Raw genomic sequence first — 16,023 nt, 5'->3', positions numbered from 1 at the left:
CTTGTTCACGGCCCCTCGTGGGACCGGCTCGTGGGCCGCGGCTCGGGCCGCGGCGGTGGGAGGAACGGCAGACCGGCGGACCGGTCCGCGCGCACGGAGGCGAGGGCCAGCAGGCAGCCGGCCGTCCCGGTGGACAGGTCCATCGACAGGCGCATCATCTGCTCGCCGGGGAAGGCGAGCCGGCCGCGGTAGGACATGGCGTGCCAGGCCAGCGCGTCGATCTGGCGCCGGACGGCCGCGGGCCCCGTTCCCGGTCCCGGCGCCGTCGTCCGGCCGAGGTACAGGACCATGCCGGCGACGCCCCGGTAGAGCCCGGGCTGGGCGTAGAACATGGCCTGCGCCGCGCGCACGATCTCGGTCCGCGCCCGCTCGAACTCCTCGTCGGCGCGGTGCGCCAGGTAGTCGTCGAGCACCATGCCGATGCCCACGCTGCCGGCTCCCAGATAGGGCATGGTGCGCCAGCCCTCGTCCACCTGGAGGGCGCCGCCCGCGCCGCGGACGCAGCGCGCGAGATCCTGGCGCAGCGCGTCACCGGCGAGGTCGAGGAGTCCGGTGTCCCCGGTGCGTTCGTACAGGCGGAGGAACAGCAGCGCGCTGCCCGTCGCGCCGTGCAGCAGGCCGGCGCGGGGCCGGCGGCCGGGCGCGCCCTCCGCCGTGGCGGGCGCGACGCTCCGGGCGCTCAGCTCGGCGCACCGCAGGGCGGCGGCACGCAGGGCCGGGTCTCCGGTGGAGGCGGCCAGCGAGTCCAGCGTCAGGCCGATGCCGGCCGTGCCGCTGTGCAGGTCGGGGGAGAGCCCGTCGAGCGGGTGCTCCAGGAGTGTGCCGGTCAGGTCCAGCGCCCGGGCCCGGTGCCCCAGGTGGTCCAGCGTCCAGGCGGTCCCGGCGATCCCGTCGTGGAAGCCGAGCGGCATGCCCGACGGCGGTTCCTTCGTCCGCTCCAGCAGCCACTGCTCCCCGTCCTCGTCGCGCCCCGCGCCGCTCTCGGTGAGGGCGTAGAGCACGCCGGCCGCCCCGTATCCGAAGGACAGGCCCCCGCCCGCCGTGGCGAACTGGGCGATGTCGCCGGGGAACAGGCGGTCGTCGCGGGACGGGGTCGCCGACGCGCGGATGGCCGCCGCCATCGAGTCCCTGCTGCGGGGCCAGTTGCCCGGTTCGACCGGGATGAAGCCCCCGTCCCGATGCGCCGACGGCGGACGGACCGGCGTGCCGGTGATCTCGGCGACCGCCGCGTCCAGGAAGGACCGCGGGACCGGGAACTGCCGCGCCACCACGTCGGCGAGGTGTTCCGCCTTGCGCCGGTCCAGGGCCAGCAGGCTGGTCAGCGGCAGGAACAGGGCCAGCCGCAGACAGGCCAGCGCGTACCGGTCCACGGCCGGGCCCCGCCGGCCGGGCGGCGCGACGAAACCGGGGTGGGCGACGGTCTGCCGGCCCGGCTCGTCGACGTGATGGGCGGCCTCGAAGTCCAGCAGGGCCACCCGCCCGTCGTCGCGGATCATGATGTTGAACAGGTGCAGGTCGTTGAAGACCACGCCCCGCTCGTGCACCTGCGTGACGGCCCGTTCCACCTGTGCGTGGACGTCGAGGGCCCACTCGGTGTACTCGGCGATCCGCGCCTCGTCGGGATCCGCCTCGATCAGCGGATGGCGCCGGGCGAAGAAGGTGTTGAGCGGCTTGCCGTCGAGGTGCTCGAGGACCAGGAAGTGGTGCTCCCCGACGGTGAACGCGTCCCGCACCTCCGGGGTGCAGTCCAGACCGGACAGCATCTCCAGCGCCCGGCGCTCGCGCTCCAGCCGGGCCACCGCGTCCGCCCCGTCGGCCGCCAGACCGGCGTGCGGGCGGCCCTCCTTGAGGACCACCGTCTCACCGGTGCGCGTGTCCCGCGCCCGGTAGACACCGCCGCCGTTGGAGAAGTGCAGCGCCGCCTCGACGGTGTACGGGATGTCCGTCAGGGTCACCGTGGCCCGCGCCTCGAGGTGGGGCTTCAGGAACGCCGGCACGCTCACCCAGTCGGGCACCCGGAACACCGGGCCGCGCGGGTCGGGGACGAGCACCCCGTCGGGGTCCGCGATCGCCGGTCTCAGCTCGCCGTCCTCGTCGTAGCAGTTGCGGCGGGTGAAGCTGCCGTAGCGCACGTGCACCGGGCCGTCGCCGAGTCTGAGGTCGCTCAGGATGTGCGGTCCGGGCTCGCCGGCCAGCAGGTCGCTCAGCTCGCCGGCGAGGCGCTCGAACCGCTCCTCGTCCGCCGGGTACACGGTGATGAACTTGCCGCTGCCCGCCCGGTCGGCGTACTTGGCGTTGCGCTGGTGGAGCAGGTAGCGGCTCGGGACGAACTTGAACGCGACACCGTGCTCCAGGCAGTACCGCCGTACGCGCTCCAGGACTGACTCGGCGTTGTCCAGACAGGCGGAGACGTGGATCTTCCAGCCCTGGGCGGGCAGTTCGGCGTCCAGCGGCCGCAGGGCCAGCCAGTCGCCGCTCTCGCCGCGCTGCCACCCGGCCGGGACGGGCTCGGTGGCCGCCGCGTACCGGGTGCCGGCCGCCGCTGTGCCCGGGGCCGTGCGGTGCGGCGCGTCGTAGAAGTGCGGGTCTGCGTCGCAGTACACGGCGTAGCCCTTGTTCACGCCTTCTCCCTCCGCCGGCCGGTGCCGAGGAAGACGCTGTCACGCGCCGCCGTGTCCGGGACAGTCACCGCTGTCACCACTCCGACGTGCGGAACGCACAGGTAACTTCCGGGGAGCCGCGGTTCCGAAACTATTCGGCGTGCACGCCCCCTGTTCCCCGGCAGTCACTCCTCCCACTATTTGTCATGCCGCTGACCAAATATGAGTGGGAGAGGTGTGCCATGTCCGCGCACGTCAGTCGCAGAGCCGTCCTGGGGGCCGGCCTGGCCGCGGTTCCCGTGGTCTCCCCGCCGCCGGCCGCCCGGCCGGCCGGGAACGGGAACGGGCGGGACACGGCGGCCGCCACCGGCGCCGGGCCACTCCGGCGGACCGATCCGGGGGCGTACCTCTCCTTCTCGCCGGCCGCCCCGGCCGCCGGGGCCTTCCCCCTGGTCGGCGCCCCCGTCCTGGTCGGCGAGGACGACCACCCGGGAGTCGTCCGGGCCGTGGCGGATCTGCGCGCCGACATCGACCGGGTCACGGGCGTCCGCCCCGGCAGCACGATCGCCCGGCGCGCCGTGCTGGTCGGCACCATCGGCCGCAGCCGGCTGATCGACGGCCTGGTGACGTCGGGGAAGCTCGACGTCAGCGGCGTGCGCGGCCGGTGGGAGACGTCGCTCCAGGCGGTGGTCGACCACCCGATGCCCGGGGTGGAGCAGGCCCTCGTCATCGCGGGCAGCGACCCGCGCGGCACCGTCTTCGGAGCCTACGACGTCTCCTACGGCATCGGCGTCTCGCCGTGGTACTGGTGGGACGACGTACCGCCGGTGCGCAGGAAGCACGTCTGGGTCCTGCCCGGCCGCCACACCCAGGGCACGCCCACGGTGAAGTACCGGGGCGTCTTCATCAACGACGAGAACCCGGCCCTGGGCACCTGGGCGCCCGGGTACTTCGGACCGGGAAAGGCGGAGGGCCACCCCGGCGGCTTCAACGCCGACTTCTACGCCAGGGTCTTCGAACTGCTGCTGCGCCTGAAGGCCAACTACTGCTGGCCCGCGGTGTGGGGCCGGGCCTTCGCCGAGGACGACCCGGACAACCACCGGCGCGCGGCCGAGTACGGCATCGTCATGGGCACCTCCCACGAGGCCCCGATGATGCGCGGCATCGAGGAGTGGAACCGCCACGCCACGCCCGCCGTCCGCGACGCCTCCGGCGCGATCGTCACCCCCGGCCACGACCCCTACGGCGGCACCGGCGAGTGGTCGTACCTGCGCAACGCGGAGGCGCTCAGGAAGTACTGGCGGGACGGGGTGCGGCGGCTGGTGGACCAGGGCTTCGAGGGCGTGGTCACCCTCGGCATGCGCGGCAACGGCGACACCGGTCTCCCCGACGGCGACGGCATCGAACTGATGCGGGAGATCATCGCCGAGCAGCGTCGCATCATCGAGGAGGTCACCGGCAGGCCGGCCAGGGAGACCCCCCAGGTCTGGACCCTCTACAAGGAAGTGCAGCGCTACTGGGACCGCGGCCTGCGCGCCCCCGACGACGTCACGGTCGTCCTCACGGACGACAACTGGGGCAACATCCGCAAGCACCCGGACCCCGCCGACGGGAACCGTGCCGGCGGCTATGGCCTCTACTACCACTTCGACTACGTCGGTGCCGGCCGCAACTACAAGTGGGTCGACACCGCCAACCTGACCAATGTCTGGGACCAGCTCCACCAGGCCCACGCCTACGGCAACCACGGCCTGTGGGTGGTCAACGCCGGTGACCTGAAGGGCAACGAACTTCCGACGGAGTTCTTCCTCACCTACGCCTGGAACCCGGACGCCCTGCCCCGGGAACGGCTCACGCAGTGGCACCGCCGCTACGCCCGTCAGAACTTCGGCGCGTCCGCGTCCGAGGAGATCGCGGGCATCCTGGAGACCTACGGCCGCCTCCAGGCCCGCCGCAAGCCGGAACTGCTCAACCGCCGCATCACCGTCCAGGACGGCAAGGTGGTCAACGACGACCGGCAGACCCCGTACCACTTCGCTCACCGCGAGCTGGAGCGGGTCACGCAGGAGTGGCGGTCACTGGCGGCGCGGGGGAACCGGGTGGCCCGCCGGCTGCCGCGCGACACCCAGGACGCCTGGTTCGAACTCGTCGGCTACGAGGTCGAGGCCACGGCCAACCTCTACGCCCTGCGGTACGCGGAGTTCACCAACCTCCTCTACGCCCGCCAGGGCCGCGCCGCCACCAACGACCGCGCCCGCCAGGCGGAGGAACACCTGGCAGCGGACTTCGCCCTCGCCGACCGCTTCCACACCGAGGTGGCGAAGGGCAAGTGGAACGGCTTCCAGACCCAGCCGCACATCGACTACGGCGACGTCGACCGCTACGGACCCGACGCCGGCTGGCAACAGCCCGAGAAGGACAACGTGGCCATCCCCGACGTCCTCTTCCCGGCCGTCGAACGGATCGACGTACCGCTGGCCGCGGAACTCGGCGTGTCCGTGGACGGCACGGAGGACGCGGGGGCGTGGTGGCCCGGCGGCGCGGGAGCCGGGCAGCCGGCCCTCCCGGAGTTCAGCCCCCACCAGACCCGGCCGCAGCAGTACGTGGAGATCTTCAACCGCGGCCGCACGCCGTTCGACTACCGGGTGGAGACCTCCGCCCCCTGGCTGACGGCGGACCGCCCGCGCGGCCGGGTGACCCAGCAGGTCCGCGTCGAAGTCGGCGTCGACTGGTCGAAGCTGCCGGGCGACACGGCCGAGGGCAGCCTGACCGTCACCGGCGCCGGCAGCTCCGTGACCGTCTCCTGCACCGCCCGCAGACCCTCGCGGCGCGGCCTGCGCGGCCTGCGCGGCTTCGTCGAGGCGGGCGGCTACGTGGCCGTCGACGCCGAGCACTACGACCGCGCGGTGGGGGAGTGGCGACGCCTGGACGGCATCGGCCGCACGACCGCCGGCATGACCCCGTGGCCGGTGACGTCACCCAGCCGCACCCCGGGCGGTGCGACCTCCCCGCGGCTGGAGTACGAGGTGACTCTCCTGTCGGCCGGCGAGGTGACCGTCCGGGCGGAACTCTCCCCTCGCAACGCGGCCGTCCCGCGGACCGGCGGTGCCCTGCGCTACGCCGTCTCCTTCGACGACGCCGCCCCGCAGACCGTCGACATCATCGCGGCGACCGGCTCGGACGACTCCACGATGAACGGCCAGTGGGCCAGGAACACCTCCGACAACGTCAACCGCACGGCCACGACCCACACCCTGGCGAAGGCGGGCGTCCACCGCCTGAAGCTGTGGATGGTCGACCCGACCGTGGTGATCCAGCGCCTGCTCATCGACACGGGCGGGCTGCCGGTGACGTACCTGGGGCCGCTGGAGAGCCGACGGGTGTAACGGGACCGCCCGTCCGGGCCCGCGGGTGGACGGGACAGCCTTTAAAGGGTGTTGCACAAGGCTGCGTTTGGGTAGGTCAGGGCCCGTGGTCACAGTCTTCTGGTCATGATGTGAGTGCGAGGTTATGCATGTGGGCGACGGCTTGGACGGCGTGGTGGAGGCCGTCGCCGTGCTGTCGGCAGTCACGGATGATCTTGATGCTTTGAAGCGCGACCCGTCGTCACCCATTTGGCCCAGTGTCGTTGGCGTGGTGTCGGGCTTGTCGTTTGAGGCAGGGGCGGGACTGTGACCTTAATCGAGCGGACCGCGTACCTACGGTTCAAACGGTTGATTACCGCGCGTCGGCTCCGCCTGTCGGGGGATGGGTCGTCGCCAGGGCAGCCGGGTAGATTTTGGCCGAGCGAGGGAGGCTCAGATGTCCGACGCGCAACAGCAGATGCCCCTCGGCGGCGTTGCTTCGGGACGGGAGGACCCTGCAGGCGATCGGCGGCCGAGCACGGACCGGGGAAGGATGGCCGGGTGGCATGAGAGGAACGTGCGCTCGCTCGTTCTGCTCCCGCGACTGACCCGCTTCCTCGGGTGCCAGGACATCAGCATCAGCGCCTGTCGGAGGTGCATGCGCTGGCCCGGCGCATGCTCGGAGTGAGGAGCGCTCTAGGTGAACGATGAGGAAAGACGATCTCGTGTCTGGAACGAGATAGCCGACGGCAACTTCGAGAACGTCGTTCAGGCGGGCACGATCCACGGCGGCGTACATGTCACTGCCGGCGGGGCGGACAGCCCGGGCGCGTTGAAGGACCCGGTGATCGTGACGGTGCACCGGGAGTGCCGTGACTGGTTGGCGGTAGACGCCGACCCGCCGCGGTGGATGTCGCCCAGCGGCCTGTCGTACGTCGTCACTCTGGAAGCGCGTACGGTCCGGGCGGTCGTCCTCCGTGCTGCGCGGGTAGTCGTGCTGTCCCGTCGGCTGCCGCGGCCGGCGTACTCGCCTGCCAGCGACAGGATCGGGGGACGGCCATCGATCCGACACTTCGAGGCGGATCTCAGCACGGTCAATTCCCCTCCAAAGCCCTTTGATTCGGACTCGCCACAGTTACTCCCGAACGGTCCGGACTTCCCATTCACGATCAGCGCCACCGACATCGAGCAGTTCCGGTTCACAGCCACCGCCGGTTCTGAGGAGGTCTGCTGGCAGGTGGAGCTGGACTGGATCTGCGCGGGCCAGCAGGGAACCACCGTCATCAATGACAACGGGCACCCGTTCGAGACGTATCCGTCGGGTGTGTTCGCTGGCCCCGGCTCGTGGGCCCTGCAGGAGAATTCCTACACCTACCGGGAGGGTCTGCGCCGCCGAATCGACCAGGAGCACAGGCTGCCCCCACCCCCCTCTACCTGGTCGCGTTCCATCAACGCCGAGGAGGTCTTTCACGGCGCGCTGGCCTTGGACGCTCACATGCGGGACGTCGATCCCGACGACCCGGCAGCATGGGAGGCCTACCAGCAGCTCGCCACGCACGTGCGAACCCTCTTGGGGCAGGAGCGTTTCCGCAGCGACAGGTCGGAGCCGTTCCGCGCGCTGCTCATTCGCGTCATCCGGTTCTTCTACATGTCCGGTCAAAGTGATCTGGGCTGGCGGATCGCTAACTCGGTGTACGACGATTGGAGAGGGCACCTCGGCCAGGACCATCCGCACACGTTGGCCCTGGCGAACAGGCTCGGCGGATGCCTGTGTGGGATGCGCAGGTACGGGGAAGCGCGGTCTGTGTTCGAGAGCGTCCTCCCCCGGTTCCGGAAGACCCTGGGTAAGAAGCATCCCGACACACTGACCGTCACCAGCAATCTAGCCTTGGTTCTTAGCAAACTCGGAGAACTGGACACCGCCGAGAAGCTGGCGAGGAAGGTCCTACGCACGAGCGCTCGGGTACTCGGCGATGATCACCCGACCACCCACAGAACCTTGAGGGTCATCGACGGCATCACGGAACAACGCGAGGCCAAAGAGCAGGCTCGGTGACCAGCCACTGAGCAAGACAGCCGGCCACCTCCGGGCGCATTCCGAACTTCTCTGCTTCCCGGCTGCCGGTGAAGACGGAGCCACGGCCTCCGTGGAGCCCTGCGCTCACAGGCACATCCCTGACGAGGGGGCCCAAATGCCTGATGAGCAAACACAGATGACCATCGACGGAGAGCTGCTGCGGGAGCGCCTCGGGATGACCCGGGAGGTACTCGGCGGCCTGGCCGGTGGCCGCTGTACCGATGTTCCCCGGGGCGGTACCTGCTGGGCCAGCGGAACGGCGAGGGGGAATTTTTAGGCTGCTGCCGCGAGGGTGCCCGAGGTCGGCCCGGTGCGGCAAAGAGCCGGGCGATTGAAGCTACTGGTCGGCCCTCAGGGAGCCGCCGTTTCTCGTAGCGTGTCTTCTGTCAAAAGGTGAGTATATGGACGCAGGGAGCACGTGGTGGATCCTGTATCGGTGGGGTTGTTGATGGCGTTGGCGGGTGGCGCCGGAGGCGAGGCTGGGCGACAGGCATGGGCAGGGCTGAGCACCCTGGTACGGCGCCCCTTTCGCGGCGTCGGAGAGACTTCGGAAAGTTCACTGGCAACTTCCGGTGAAGGAGAGTTGAGCCGGTTGGAGGAGGTCCCCGCTGATCAGTCGCGTGCCCAGGCGCTGAGCGAGGCCCTGGCCGCACGAGCGACAGCCGACAGCGGCTTCCGCTCAGACCTGAACCAGTGGCACGAGCTGGCCATGACGTTGCGCGTCGGCGAGGGCAAGACGACCAACCACATCAGCGGCGGCACGTTCCATGGGCCCGCGGTGCTGGCCGAGAACATCTCCGGAGGACTCACGTTCACGACGCCCGCCTCCGGCAGCAGCTCACCACCGGACGACGAGGGAGGTCGTGCCCCGCATTCCCAGTGAGGATGCGAGGCACGCCTGACTGGGCTGGTTCTCGGCCGCCCGTGCTCGAAATCCGCTCAAGGGCCTGCCGGTAGATCCCCCGCCACGGCCTGGGCGCGGTCGTCCTCTCGCCGCCGGCGTTCTTGTCCCCGCGCAGTTCACCGGGGCCCAACCCGCCGCCGCGGCCGTGGACTACCAGTGGGCTGCCCTGGGGGACTCCTACACCGCCGGGGTGATCCGGGCTGCGGGCGACATCTTCGAAGTCTCGCGCGATGGCTGCGAGCGCACCGACCGGTCCTACCCCTAGGTCATCGAGCGCGACTTCAGCGGTCTGTTCGAGCTGACCAATGTCAGCTGCGGCGCCGCCACCATCGAGAACGTCACCGACACACCCCAGCACCGATCGGCCGTCACCTGCCGCCCTACCTCGAGGACCCGGACTACCCCTTTCCCGCGGTGCCCCCTCAGTCCGAGGCGGTGGGCGCCGACACCGACGTCATCACTGTCGGCGTGGGCGGAAACACCCTCGGCTTCGCCGACCTCCTCGCCAAATGCCCGCAGCTGGGCGGCGAAAGCGAAGGCCAGGGCGCCCCGTGCAAGGACGCCCTGGCCGCCAGCACCCCAGCCCAACTGAAGAAGCTCGACCCAAAAGTCCGCACACCGGCCTGTCCCTCTACCAGGTCCTCGACCTCCTCCAGGACCTGCTGAGGTGCTGGACCGGTGCATGCAACACCCTTTAGTCCCCGCGGCCGGTCACGGCCACCGTGACACCCAGGCCGATCATGGCCAGGCCGCCTGCCCCGCCCACCGCGGACAGCCGCCGCGGGGAGCCGGCGAACCAGTCGCGTGCCGTGGCCGCGAGCAGCCCCCAGAGGCTGTCGCAGGCCACGGCGATGACGTTGAACACCAGGCCGAGCAGCAGCATCTGCGCCGCGACGCCGCCCTGTCCACGGTCGACGAACTGCGGCAGCACCGCGGCGAAGAACACGATGGTCTTCGGGTTGGTGACGCCGACCGCGAACCCCTCCCAGAAGGTGCGCCGGCCTCCGCGCGTCCGGTCGGCACCGGTGAACGCCGCCCGCAGGGAACGGCGTTCGCGCCACGCCTTCGCCCCGAGGTGCACGAGGTAGGCGGCGCCCGCCAGTTTGAGCACCGTGAAGACCAGGAGCGAGCGTTCCACGACCGACCCGACCCCCAGGGCGACGGCGACGACCAGCACGTACGCGCCGAGGGTGTTTCCCACGACCGTGGTGAGCGCGGCCCGGCGCCCCTGCGCGAGCGCCCGGCCGATCACGAACAGCACACTGGGGCCGGGCACCACGATGAGCAGCAGCGACAAGGCGGCGAAGGCGAGCAGACGGTCGGAGGACACCATGACGCCATGCAAGCACGGCGCGGGCCCGGCGCTCCACGGCATTTCGCGGCTGTCGCCCGGCACGATCGACACGGCCACGCCGCTCGCCTAGGCTGCTCGGCGCGGCATCGCGTGCCGGTCACCGACCGGGTGAGGTATGGAGGCGCCGCGAAGATGCCCATGGAGGCATTGACCCGTGTCAGTCGAGTTCAACCACACCATCGTCCTCTCCCGCGACCGGGAGACGTCCGCCCGTTTCCTCGCCGGAATCCTCGGTCTCGAAGTCGGGGAGCCCGCCGGGATCTTCCTGCCCGTGACCACCGCGAACGGCGTCACCCTGGATTTCGCGACCGTCGGCACCGACATCCCCGTCCAGCACTACGCGTTCCTCGTCTCCGAGGACGAGTTCGACGCGGTCCTCGCCCGGCTCGTCGCGGGCGAAGTCCCCATCCAGGCCGACCCGCACGGGCGGCACCCGCGCCGGATCAACCGCAACGACGGCGGACGCGGCGTGTACTTCACCGACCCGTCCGGGCACGGCATGGAGGCCTTCACCCGCCCCTACGGCAGTGACCCGTCCTCACCGCTGAACGGCGTCACGGAGGACGTCCCCGGAGCACGCTGACCGGCGACGGCCGGACCCCCGGCGGAACGGCTGCCGGGCCAGGAGGTCCCGCAGGGCCCCGGCGACCTCCCCGGGCGCCTCCTCCGCCATGAAGTGGCCGCAGCCGACCGTGAGGTGCCGCAGATCGGGGGCCCAGGCCCGCCACAGCGCGGTGGCGTCGTAACCGAGGGCCGTGCCCCAGTCCTGCTGGAGCACGGTCACCGGCATCCTCAGCCGGTTGCCGCGCTGGCGGTCGGCGCGGTCGTGGTCGACGTCGATGCCCGCCGAGGCCCGGTAGTCGGGCACGATGGACGGCACCGCCTCGCGCGACGCCTTCAGGTAGGCGGCGCGGACGTCGGCGGGCAGGGCCCCCGGGTCCCGGGTCCAGACGTCGAGGAAGTGGCCGAAGAAGGCGTCCGGCGCGGCGCCGATCAGCTGCTCCGGCAGACCGGGCGGCTGCGCCATCAGATACAGATGGAAGCCCACGGCCGCCGTCGTCCCGTGCAGGACGTCCCACATGTCCAGGGTCGGCAGCACGTCCAGCGCGGCCAGGTGCGTCACCGCGTCCGGGTGGTCGAGTCCGGCCCGGACCCCTACCAGGGCGCCCCGGTCGTGTCCGGCCAGCGCGAACCTGTCGTGCCCGAGCGCCCAGGCCAGGGCGACGACGTCGGCGGCCATGGTCCGCTTGGCGTACGCGGTGCCGTCGGGGTCGGCGGGCTTGTCGCTGTCGCCGTAGCCGCGCAGGTCCGGGCAGATCACCGTGTGCTCGGCGGCGAGGTCGGCGGCGACGTGCCGCCACATCAGGTGGGTCTGCGGGAAACCGTGAAGCAGCACGAGCGGGCTGCCGGAGCCGCCGACGGCCACGTTCAGCGCGACGCCGTCGGCGACGGGGACACGGTCGTAGGTGAAGCCGGGAATGGTCGGTGCCATGACTGATCGGTGCCTTTCGGTGTTCTTCGACGCGTCCGGTCCAGGACGTCCCTCAGCCTGCCGCACGCGAATCAGCAACCGATCAGCACGCGTACCGTGGTGATCACGGACCACGGGCGCGACGGCGCGGAGCAGGGCGGACGGAACATGGAAGCGGTCACCTTCGGGGTGCTCGGGCCCGTCACGGCCGAACGGGACGGCGACCCGCTCGACCTGCGCGGACCCCGGCACCGGGCCCTGCTGGCCAGGCTGCTCCTGGCTCGGCGGCGCGTCGTCCCCGTCGCGCGCCTGGTCGAGGACCTGTGGGACGTGCCGCCCGCCCGGGCCGTCGGCACGGTGCGCACCTTCGTCGGCGATCTGCGCCGGGCTCTGGAACCCGAACGCCCGCGCCGCGCACCGGCCCGGCTGCTGGTCACCGAGGGCCCCGGCTACGCGCTGCGCGCGGCACCGGAGGCGGTGGACGCCTGGCGTTTCGAGGAGGCCGTGGCACTCGCCGAACGGCGACCGCCCGACCGGGCGCCGGCCCGGCTCGGCGCGGCCCTGGGGGAGTGGCGCGGACCCGCCTACGCCGAGTTCGGCGGCGAGGGCTGGGCCCGCGGCGAGCGCGCCCGGCTGACCGAGCTCAGACTCCACGCGGTCGAGCGGCGGGCGGACCTGTTCGTCGGCCTCGGCCGGGCGGCCGAGGCGGTCCCCGACCTGGACGCACACCTGGCCGAGCACCCCTGGCGCGAGGAGGCCTGGCGGCTGCTCGCCCTGGCCCTGTACCGGACCGGCCGCCAGGCCGACGCCCTCGCGGTACTGCGCCGGGCCCGCACCCTGCTCGCCGGGGAACTGGGCATCGACCCCGGGCCCGGCCTGCGCCGGCTGGAGGCCGGCATCCTCGCCCAAGACCCATCCCTCGACCCGCCCGCCGAACCCGCGGACACGGCCGCCCGCCTGTGGTCCCGCGCGACCGAGGCGTACGACCGCACGGTCGCCGCCGGGGCCCGCGCCCGCCTGGAGTCGACCGTCGGCCTGCTGCGCGACCTCGCGGTCACCGGCGGCGGTGGTCTCGAGGCGGCCCGGGAGCACCGCGCGGCGGCGGTCGCCGCGGCCGAGGAGACCGGCGACGCGGAACTCGCGGCCCGGGTGATCGGCGCCTACGACGTTCCCGCCGTCTGGACCCGCAGCGACGGCCCCGAGGCGGCACGGCGGATCGTCACGGCCGCCGAACGCACCCTCGCCGCCCTGCCGGACGACGCCGGGGCCGACCCGGCCCGCTGCCGGTTGCTCGCCACCGTCGCCCTGGAATCCCGGGGCGTCCGTTCTCCGCGCGGACCCGAGGCCGCCGCCGAGGCCGAGCGGATCGCCCGTCGCCTGGACGACCCCGGGCTGCTGGCGTTCGCCCTCAACGGCGTCTTCATGCAGTCCTGTACCACCGCCGGGCTCGCTCCGCGCCGCGACGCGATCGGCGCCGAACTCGTCGCCCTCGCCCGCCGGCACGGCCTGCACAGCCACGAGGTGCTCGGCCACCTGATCCGCGTCCAGGCGCGGTCCGCCCTCGCCGACTTCACCGCCGCCGACGAGCACGCCGACGCCGTGGACCGCCTCGCCGAGCGGTACGAACGGCCCCTGGTGGCAGTGTTCACCACCTGGTACCGGGCCCTGCGGCAGGCCGCTGCCGGCAGCCCGTACGACCGCGCCGAGGCCGGCTACCGGGCCGCCGCCGCACGGTTCGACGGCGCGGGGATGCCCGGCCTGGAACGCGGCCTGCTGCCCCTGGCACTGCTCGGCCTGCGCCTGGCCCACGGACGCCCCCCGGAGGTGGACCCGCGGGCCGACTGGGGCCCGTACCGTCCGTGGGCCGAACCGTTCGCGCTCCTGCGCGAGGGCCGCGACACCGAGGCCCGGTCGGCGCTCCGGACCCTCTCCGAACCGCCGCCCGACCTCCTCCACGAGGCCCTGTGCTGTGCCGAGGCCGCGCTCGCCCTCGCTCTTGGCGACCGGACGGCACTGCGACGGACGTACCGCCGGCTGCTCCCCGCCTCCGGTGAACTCGCGGGCGCGGGCAGCGGGTTGCTCACCTTCGGGCCCGTCGACGACTGGCTCGCCGCGATCCGCCGCGCGCTCGGTCCGGCCGGCACGGCGCCGGACGCCCCCGCGGCACCTCACGACTGACCGGCGTGTCTCCCGGCCGCCCGCGCCCCGTCCGCGGCGCTGGTTGTGCCGAGCCGCACCGGGTACCCGGCAGCGCATGAAGTGGCAACAGGTGCAGGACGGTCCGTCGGCGGTGTACGTGGTGGTGCTCGACCCCGGCGAGGACGCGGTAGCCGAGCTGACCGCCTTCGCCCGCGACCGCTCCCTCACGGCGTCCCAGATCACCGCCGTGGGCGCCTTCTCGGAGGCGGTCGTCGGCTGGTTCGACCGCGCGGCCAAGGACTACCGGCGGATTCCCGTCGGCGAGCAGTGCGAGGTGCTGTCGCTGATCGGGGACATCGCCGTCGCCGACGACGGACCCACCCCGCACCTGCACGCCGTACTGGGCCTGTCCGACGGCTCCACCCGCGGCGGCCACCTGCTCTCGGGCAGGGTCTGGCCGACGCTGGAGGTCGTCGTCCGCGACGGCCCGGCGGAGCTGGCCAGGACGCACCGGCCGGAGATCGGTCTGGCCCTGATCGACCCGGGGTGAGCCCGGCCGCCTCGAGTCGGTTTACCGGCCCGTGTGCGGGCTACGCGGCCCGCACACGCACGCACCGACACCCAGGGAGGCGCGACCATGACACACCGCGTCCGCGACGTGATGTCACCCGCGACGGTGGCCGTCGAGCCCATGACCACGGTGACGCGGGCCGCCCGGCTGATGCGCGAGGAGAACGTCGGCGACGTCCTGGTGACCTACGACTGCGACCTCTTCGGCCTGCTCACCGACCGCGACATCGTGCTCCGCAGCGTCGCCGACGGTCGCGACCCGGACGACACGACGGTCGGATCGGTGTGCACGCCGCCGCCCGTGGTGACCCTCGCACCGGACGACTCCACCGAGCACGCGGTCGACCTGATGCGGCGGCACGCCGTCCGGCGGCTCCCGGTCGTCGAGCACGGCGGCGTCCCCGTCGGTGTGGTCAGCCTCGGCGACCTCGCCGGCACCGAGGACCCGCACTCGGCCCTGGCGGACATCAGCAAGGCCGCCCCCGACCACTGACCGCCCCGCGCCGGCCCCAGTATCCGAGGAGGGGACGGAGGAAGCGACATGACCCCCCTGGCACCAACCCCCGCGGCGGGCACCCGGGAGGACCGCCGTGCCGTCGGCCGCACCGCACGGCTGCGCAGCCGCATCCCCGAACCCGACGAGGAACCCGATCTCCTCGGCCAGTACCTGGCGCAGATCGGCACCACCCCGCTGCTGACCGCCGAGGACGAGGTACGGCTCGCCCAGCGCATGCAGGCCGGCGTCCGGGCCGCCGACGAGCTGGCGGCCGCCGACGCCGGCGAACCCGCCCCGGCACCCGGGCGGCGCCGCGCGCTGGAGGAGACCGTCCACGACGGCCGGGCGGCCAAGGACCACATGGTGCGCGCCAACCTGCGGCTCGTGGTGTCGATGGCCAAGCGCCACGCCCACCGGGGCCTGCCCCTGCTGGACGTCATCCAGGAGGGCAACCTGGGACTGATCCGGGCCGTGGAGAAGTTCGACCACACCAAGGGCTTCAAGTTCTCCACGTACGCCACCTGGTGGATCCGCCAGGCCATCGAACGGGGCCTGGCCACCCACGCGCGCACCGTGCGGCTGCCCGTGCACGTCGTGGAGCAGCTGCAGAAGCTCGCCAAGGTGGAGCGCAAGCTCCGCGGTGCCCTCGACCGCGAGCCGACCGTCGAGGAGGTCGCCGCCGAGAGCGGCATCGACGCGGAGAAGGTCGTGTGGCTGCGCCGCGTCGGGCGCGACGCCGTCAGCCTGGACACGCCGGTGGACGAGACGGGGGAGACGGTCGTCGGCGACCTCATCCCCGACACCGAGGTGCTGCGGGCCCCGGAGGTCGCCGAGTTCCGCGCCCTGGCGGAGGAGCTGCGGGAGGCCGTCGGCACCCTCGCCCCCCGGGAGGCGCTCATCCTCAGCCTGCGCTACGGCCTGCACGACGGCCGGCCCCGCACCCTCCAGCAGGTCGCGCAGCACGTGGGGCTGACCCGCGAGCGCGTCCGCCAGCTGGAGAAGGAGTCCCTCGCCCACCTGCGCGCCCCCGAGAACCGGGACCGGCTGCTGGACTGGGCGAGCTGAGCG

Annotated in this window: 11 protein-coding genes and 1 pseudogene; 8 read left to right on the top strand and 4 right to left on the bottom strand. The window is 72.5% G+C overall.

What is annotated here, in order from left to right; genetic code table 11:
• Positions 1-5: 5 nt before the first annotated feature.
• On the bottom strand, positions 6-2,621 hold the full coding sequence (gene lanKC / locus ACGF3H_RS07520; protein WP_362492628.1) for a class III lanthionine synthetase LanKC: 2,616 nt from the start codon (positions 2,619-2,621) through the stop codon (positions 6-8).
• A gap of 221 nt (positions 2,622-2,842) precedes the next feature.
• Here lanKC and ACGF3H_RS07515 point away from each other — a divergent pair, with 221 nt between their 5' ends.
• Positions 2,843-5,986 (top strand): glycosyl hydrolase 115 family protein, encoded by a 3,144-nt coding sequence (locus ACGF3H_RS07515; RefSeq protein WP_362492631.1) that lies wholly within the window; start codon positions 2,843-2,845, stop codon positions 5,984-5,986.
• 103 nt (positions 5,987-6,089) lie between these two features.
• Here the strand turns inward: ACGF3H_RS07515 and ACGF3H_RS07510 are convergent.
• A pseudogene (locus ACGF3H_RS07510) lies at positions 6,090-6,182 on the bottom strand (IS5/IS1182 family transposase); the annotation flags it as partial.
• A gap of 462 nt (positions 6,183-6,644) precedes the next feature.
• On the opposite strand from ACGF3H_RS07510, the gene ACGF3H_RS07505 reads away from it, so the two are divergent.
• Together ACGF3H_RS07505 and ACGF3H_RS07500 are read left to right on the top strand one after the other, a co-directional pair.
• Positions 6,645-8,000: a tetratricopeptide repeat protein gene (locus tag ACGF3H_RS07505; protein ID WP_362492634.1), complete on the top strand. Its 1,356-nt coding sequence runs from the start codon at positions 6,645-6,647 to the stop codon at positions 7,998-8,000.
• A 604-nt stretch (positions 8,001-8,604) separates the two neighbouring features.
• The gene (locus ACGF3H_RS07500) at positions 8,605-8,904 is read left to right on the top strand and encodes a hypothetical protein (RefSeq protein WP_362492637.1); all 300 of its coding nucleotides are present in this window, start codon (positions 8,605-8,607) and stop codon (positions 8,902-8,904) included.
• Positions 8,905-9,619: 715 nt separating this feature from the next.
• Here the strand turns inward: ACGF3H_RS07500 and ACGF3H_RS07495 are convergent.
• A complete protein-coding gene (locus ACGF3H_RS07495) occupies positions 9,620-10,258 on the bottom strand; it encodes a LysE family translocator (RefSeq protein WP_362492640.1) in 639 nt (212 codons plus the stop codon).
• A 175-nt stretch (positions 10,259-10,433) separates the two neighbouring features.
• Here ACGF3H_RS07495 and ACGF3H_RS07490 point away from each other — a divergent pair, with 175 nt between their 5' ends.
• Entirely contained in the window at positions 10,434-10,862 is a 429-nt protein-coding gene (locus ACGF3H_RS07490) for a VOC family protein (RefSeq protein ID WP_362492643.1), read from the top strand.
• Here ACGF3H_RS07490 and ACGF3H_RS07485 read toward each other — a convergent pair.
• Positions 10,818-11,771: an alpha/beta hydrolase gene (locus ACGF3H_RS07485; protein WP_362492645.1), complete on the bottom strand. Its 954-nt coding sequence runs from the start codon at positions 11,769-11,771 to the stop codon at positions 10,818-10,820. The genes ACGF3H_RS07490 and ACGF3H_RS07485 overlap by 45 nt on opposite strands.
• A gap of 147 nt (positions 11,772-11,918) precedes the next feature.
• On the opposite strand from ACGF3H_RS07485, the gene ACGF3H_RS07480 reads away from it, so the two are divergent.
• The 4 genes from ACGF3H_RS07480 (at position 11,919) to ACGF3H_RS07465 (ending at position 16,020) form a co-directional block, all read left to right on the top strand.
• The gene (locus ACGF3H_RS07480; RefSeq protein WP_362492905.1) at positions 11,919-13,928 is read left to right on the top strand and encodes a BTAD domain-containing putative transcriptional regulator; all 2,010 of its coding nucleotides are present in this window, start codon (positions 11,919-11,921) and stop codon (positions 13,926-13,928) included.
• A 76-nt stretch (positions 13,929-14,004) separates the two neighbouring features.
• On the top strand, positions 14,005-14,439 hold the full coding sequence (locus ACGF3H_RS07475; protein ID WP_362492648.1) for a PPC domain-containing DNA-binding protein: 435 nt from the start codon (positions 14,005-14,007) through the stop codon (positions 14,437-14,439).
• An 87-nt stretch (positions 14,440-14,526) separates the two neighbouring features.
• Positions 14,527-14,952, top strand: a complete 426-nt coding sequence (locus ACGF3H_RS07470; protein ID WP_362492651.1) for a CBS domain-containing protein — start codon at positions 14,527-14,529, stop codon at positions 14,950-14,952.
• A gap of 48 nt (positions 14,953-15,000) precedes the next feature.
• Complete coding sequence (locus ACGF3H_RS07465) at positions 15,001-16,020, top strand: sigma-70 family RNA polymerase sigma factor (RefSeq protein ID WP_362492654.1); 1,020 nt, start codon at positions 15,001-15,003, stop codon at positions 16,018-16,020.
• Positions 16,021-16,023 lie beyond the last annotated feature (3 nt).

The sequence above is a fragment of the Streptomyces sp. NPDC048185 genome, from assembly GCF_043202495.1.
Taxonomy (GTDB): domain Bacteria; phylum Actinomycetota; class Actinomycetes; order Streptomycetales; family Streptomycetaceae; genus Streptomyces.
Note: the sequence above shows the minus strand (reverse complement) of the source record. Positions and strands in the feature narration are given on the sequence as shown.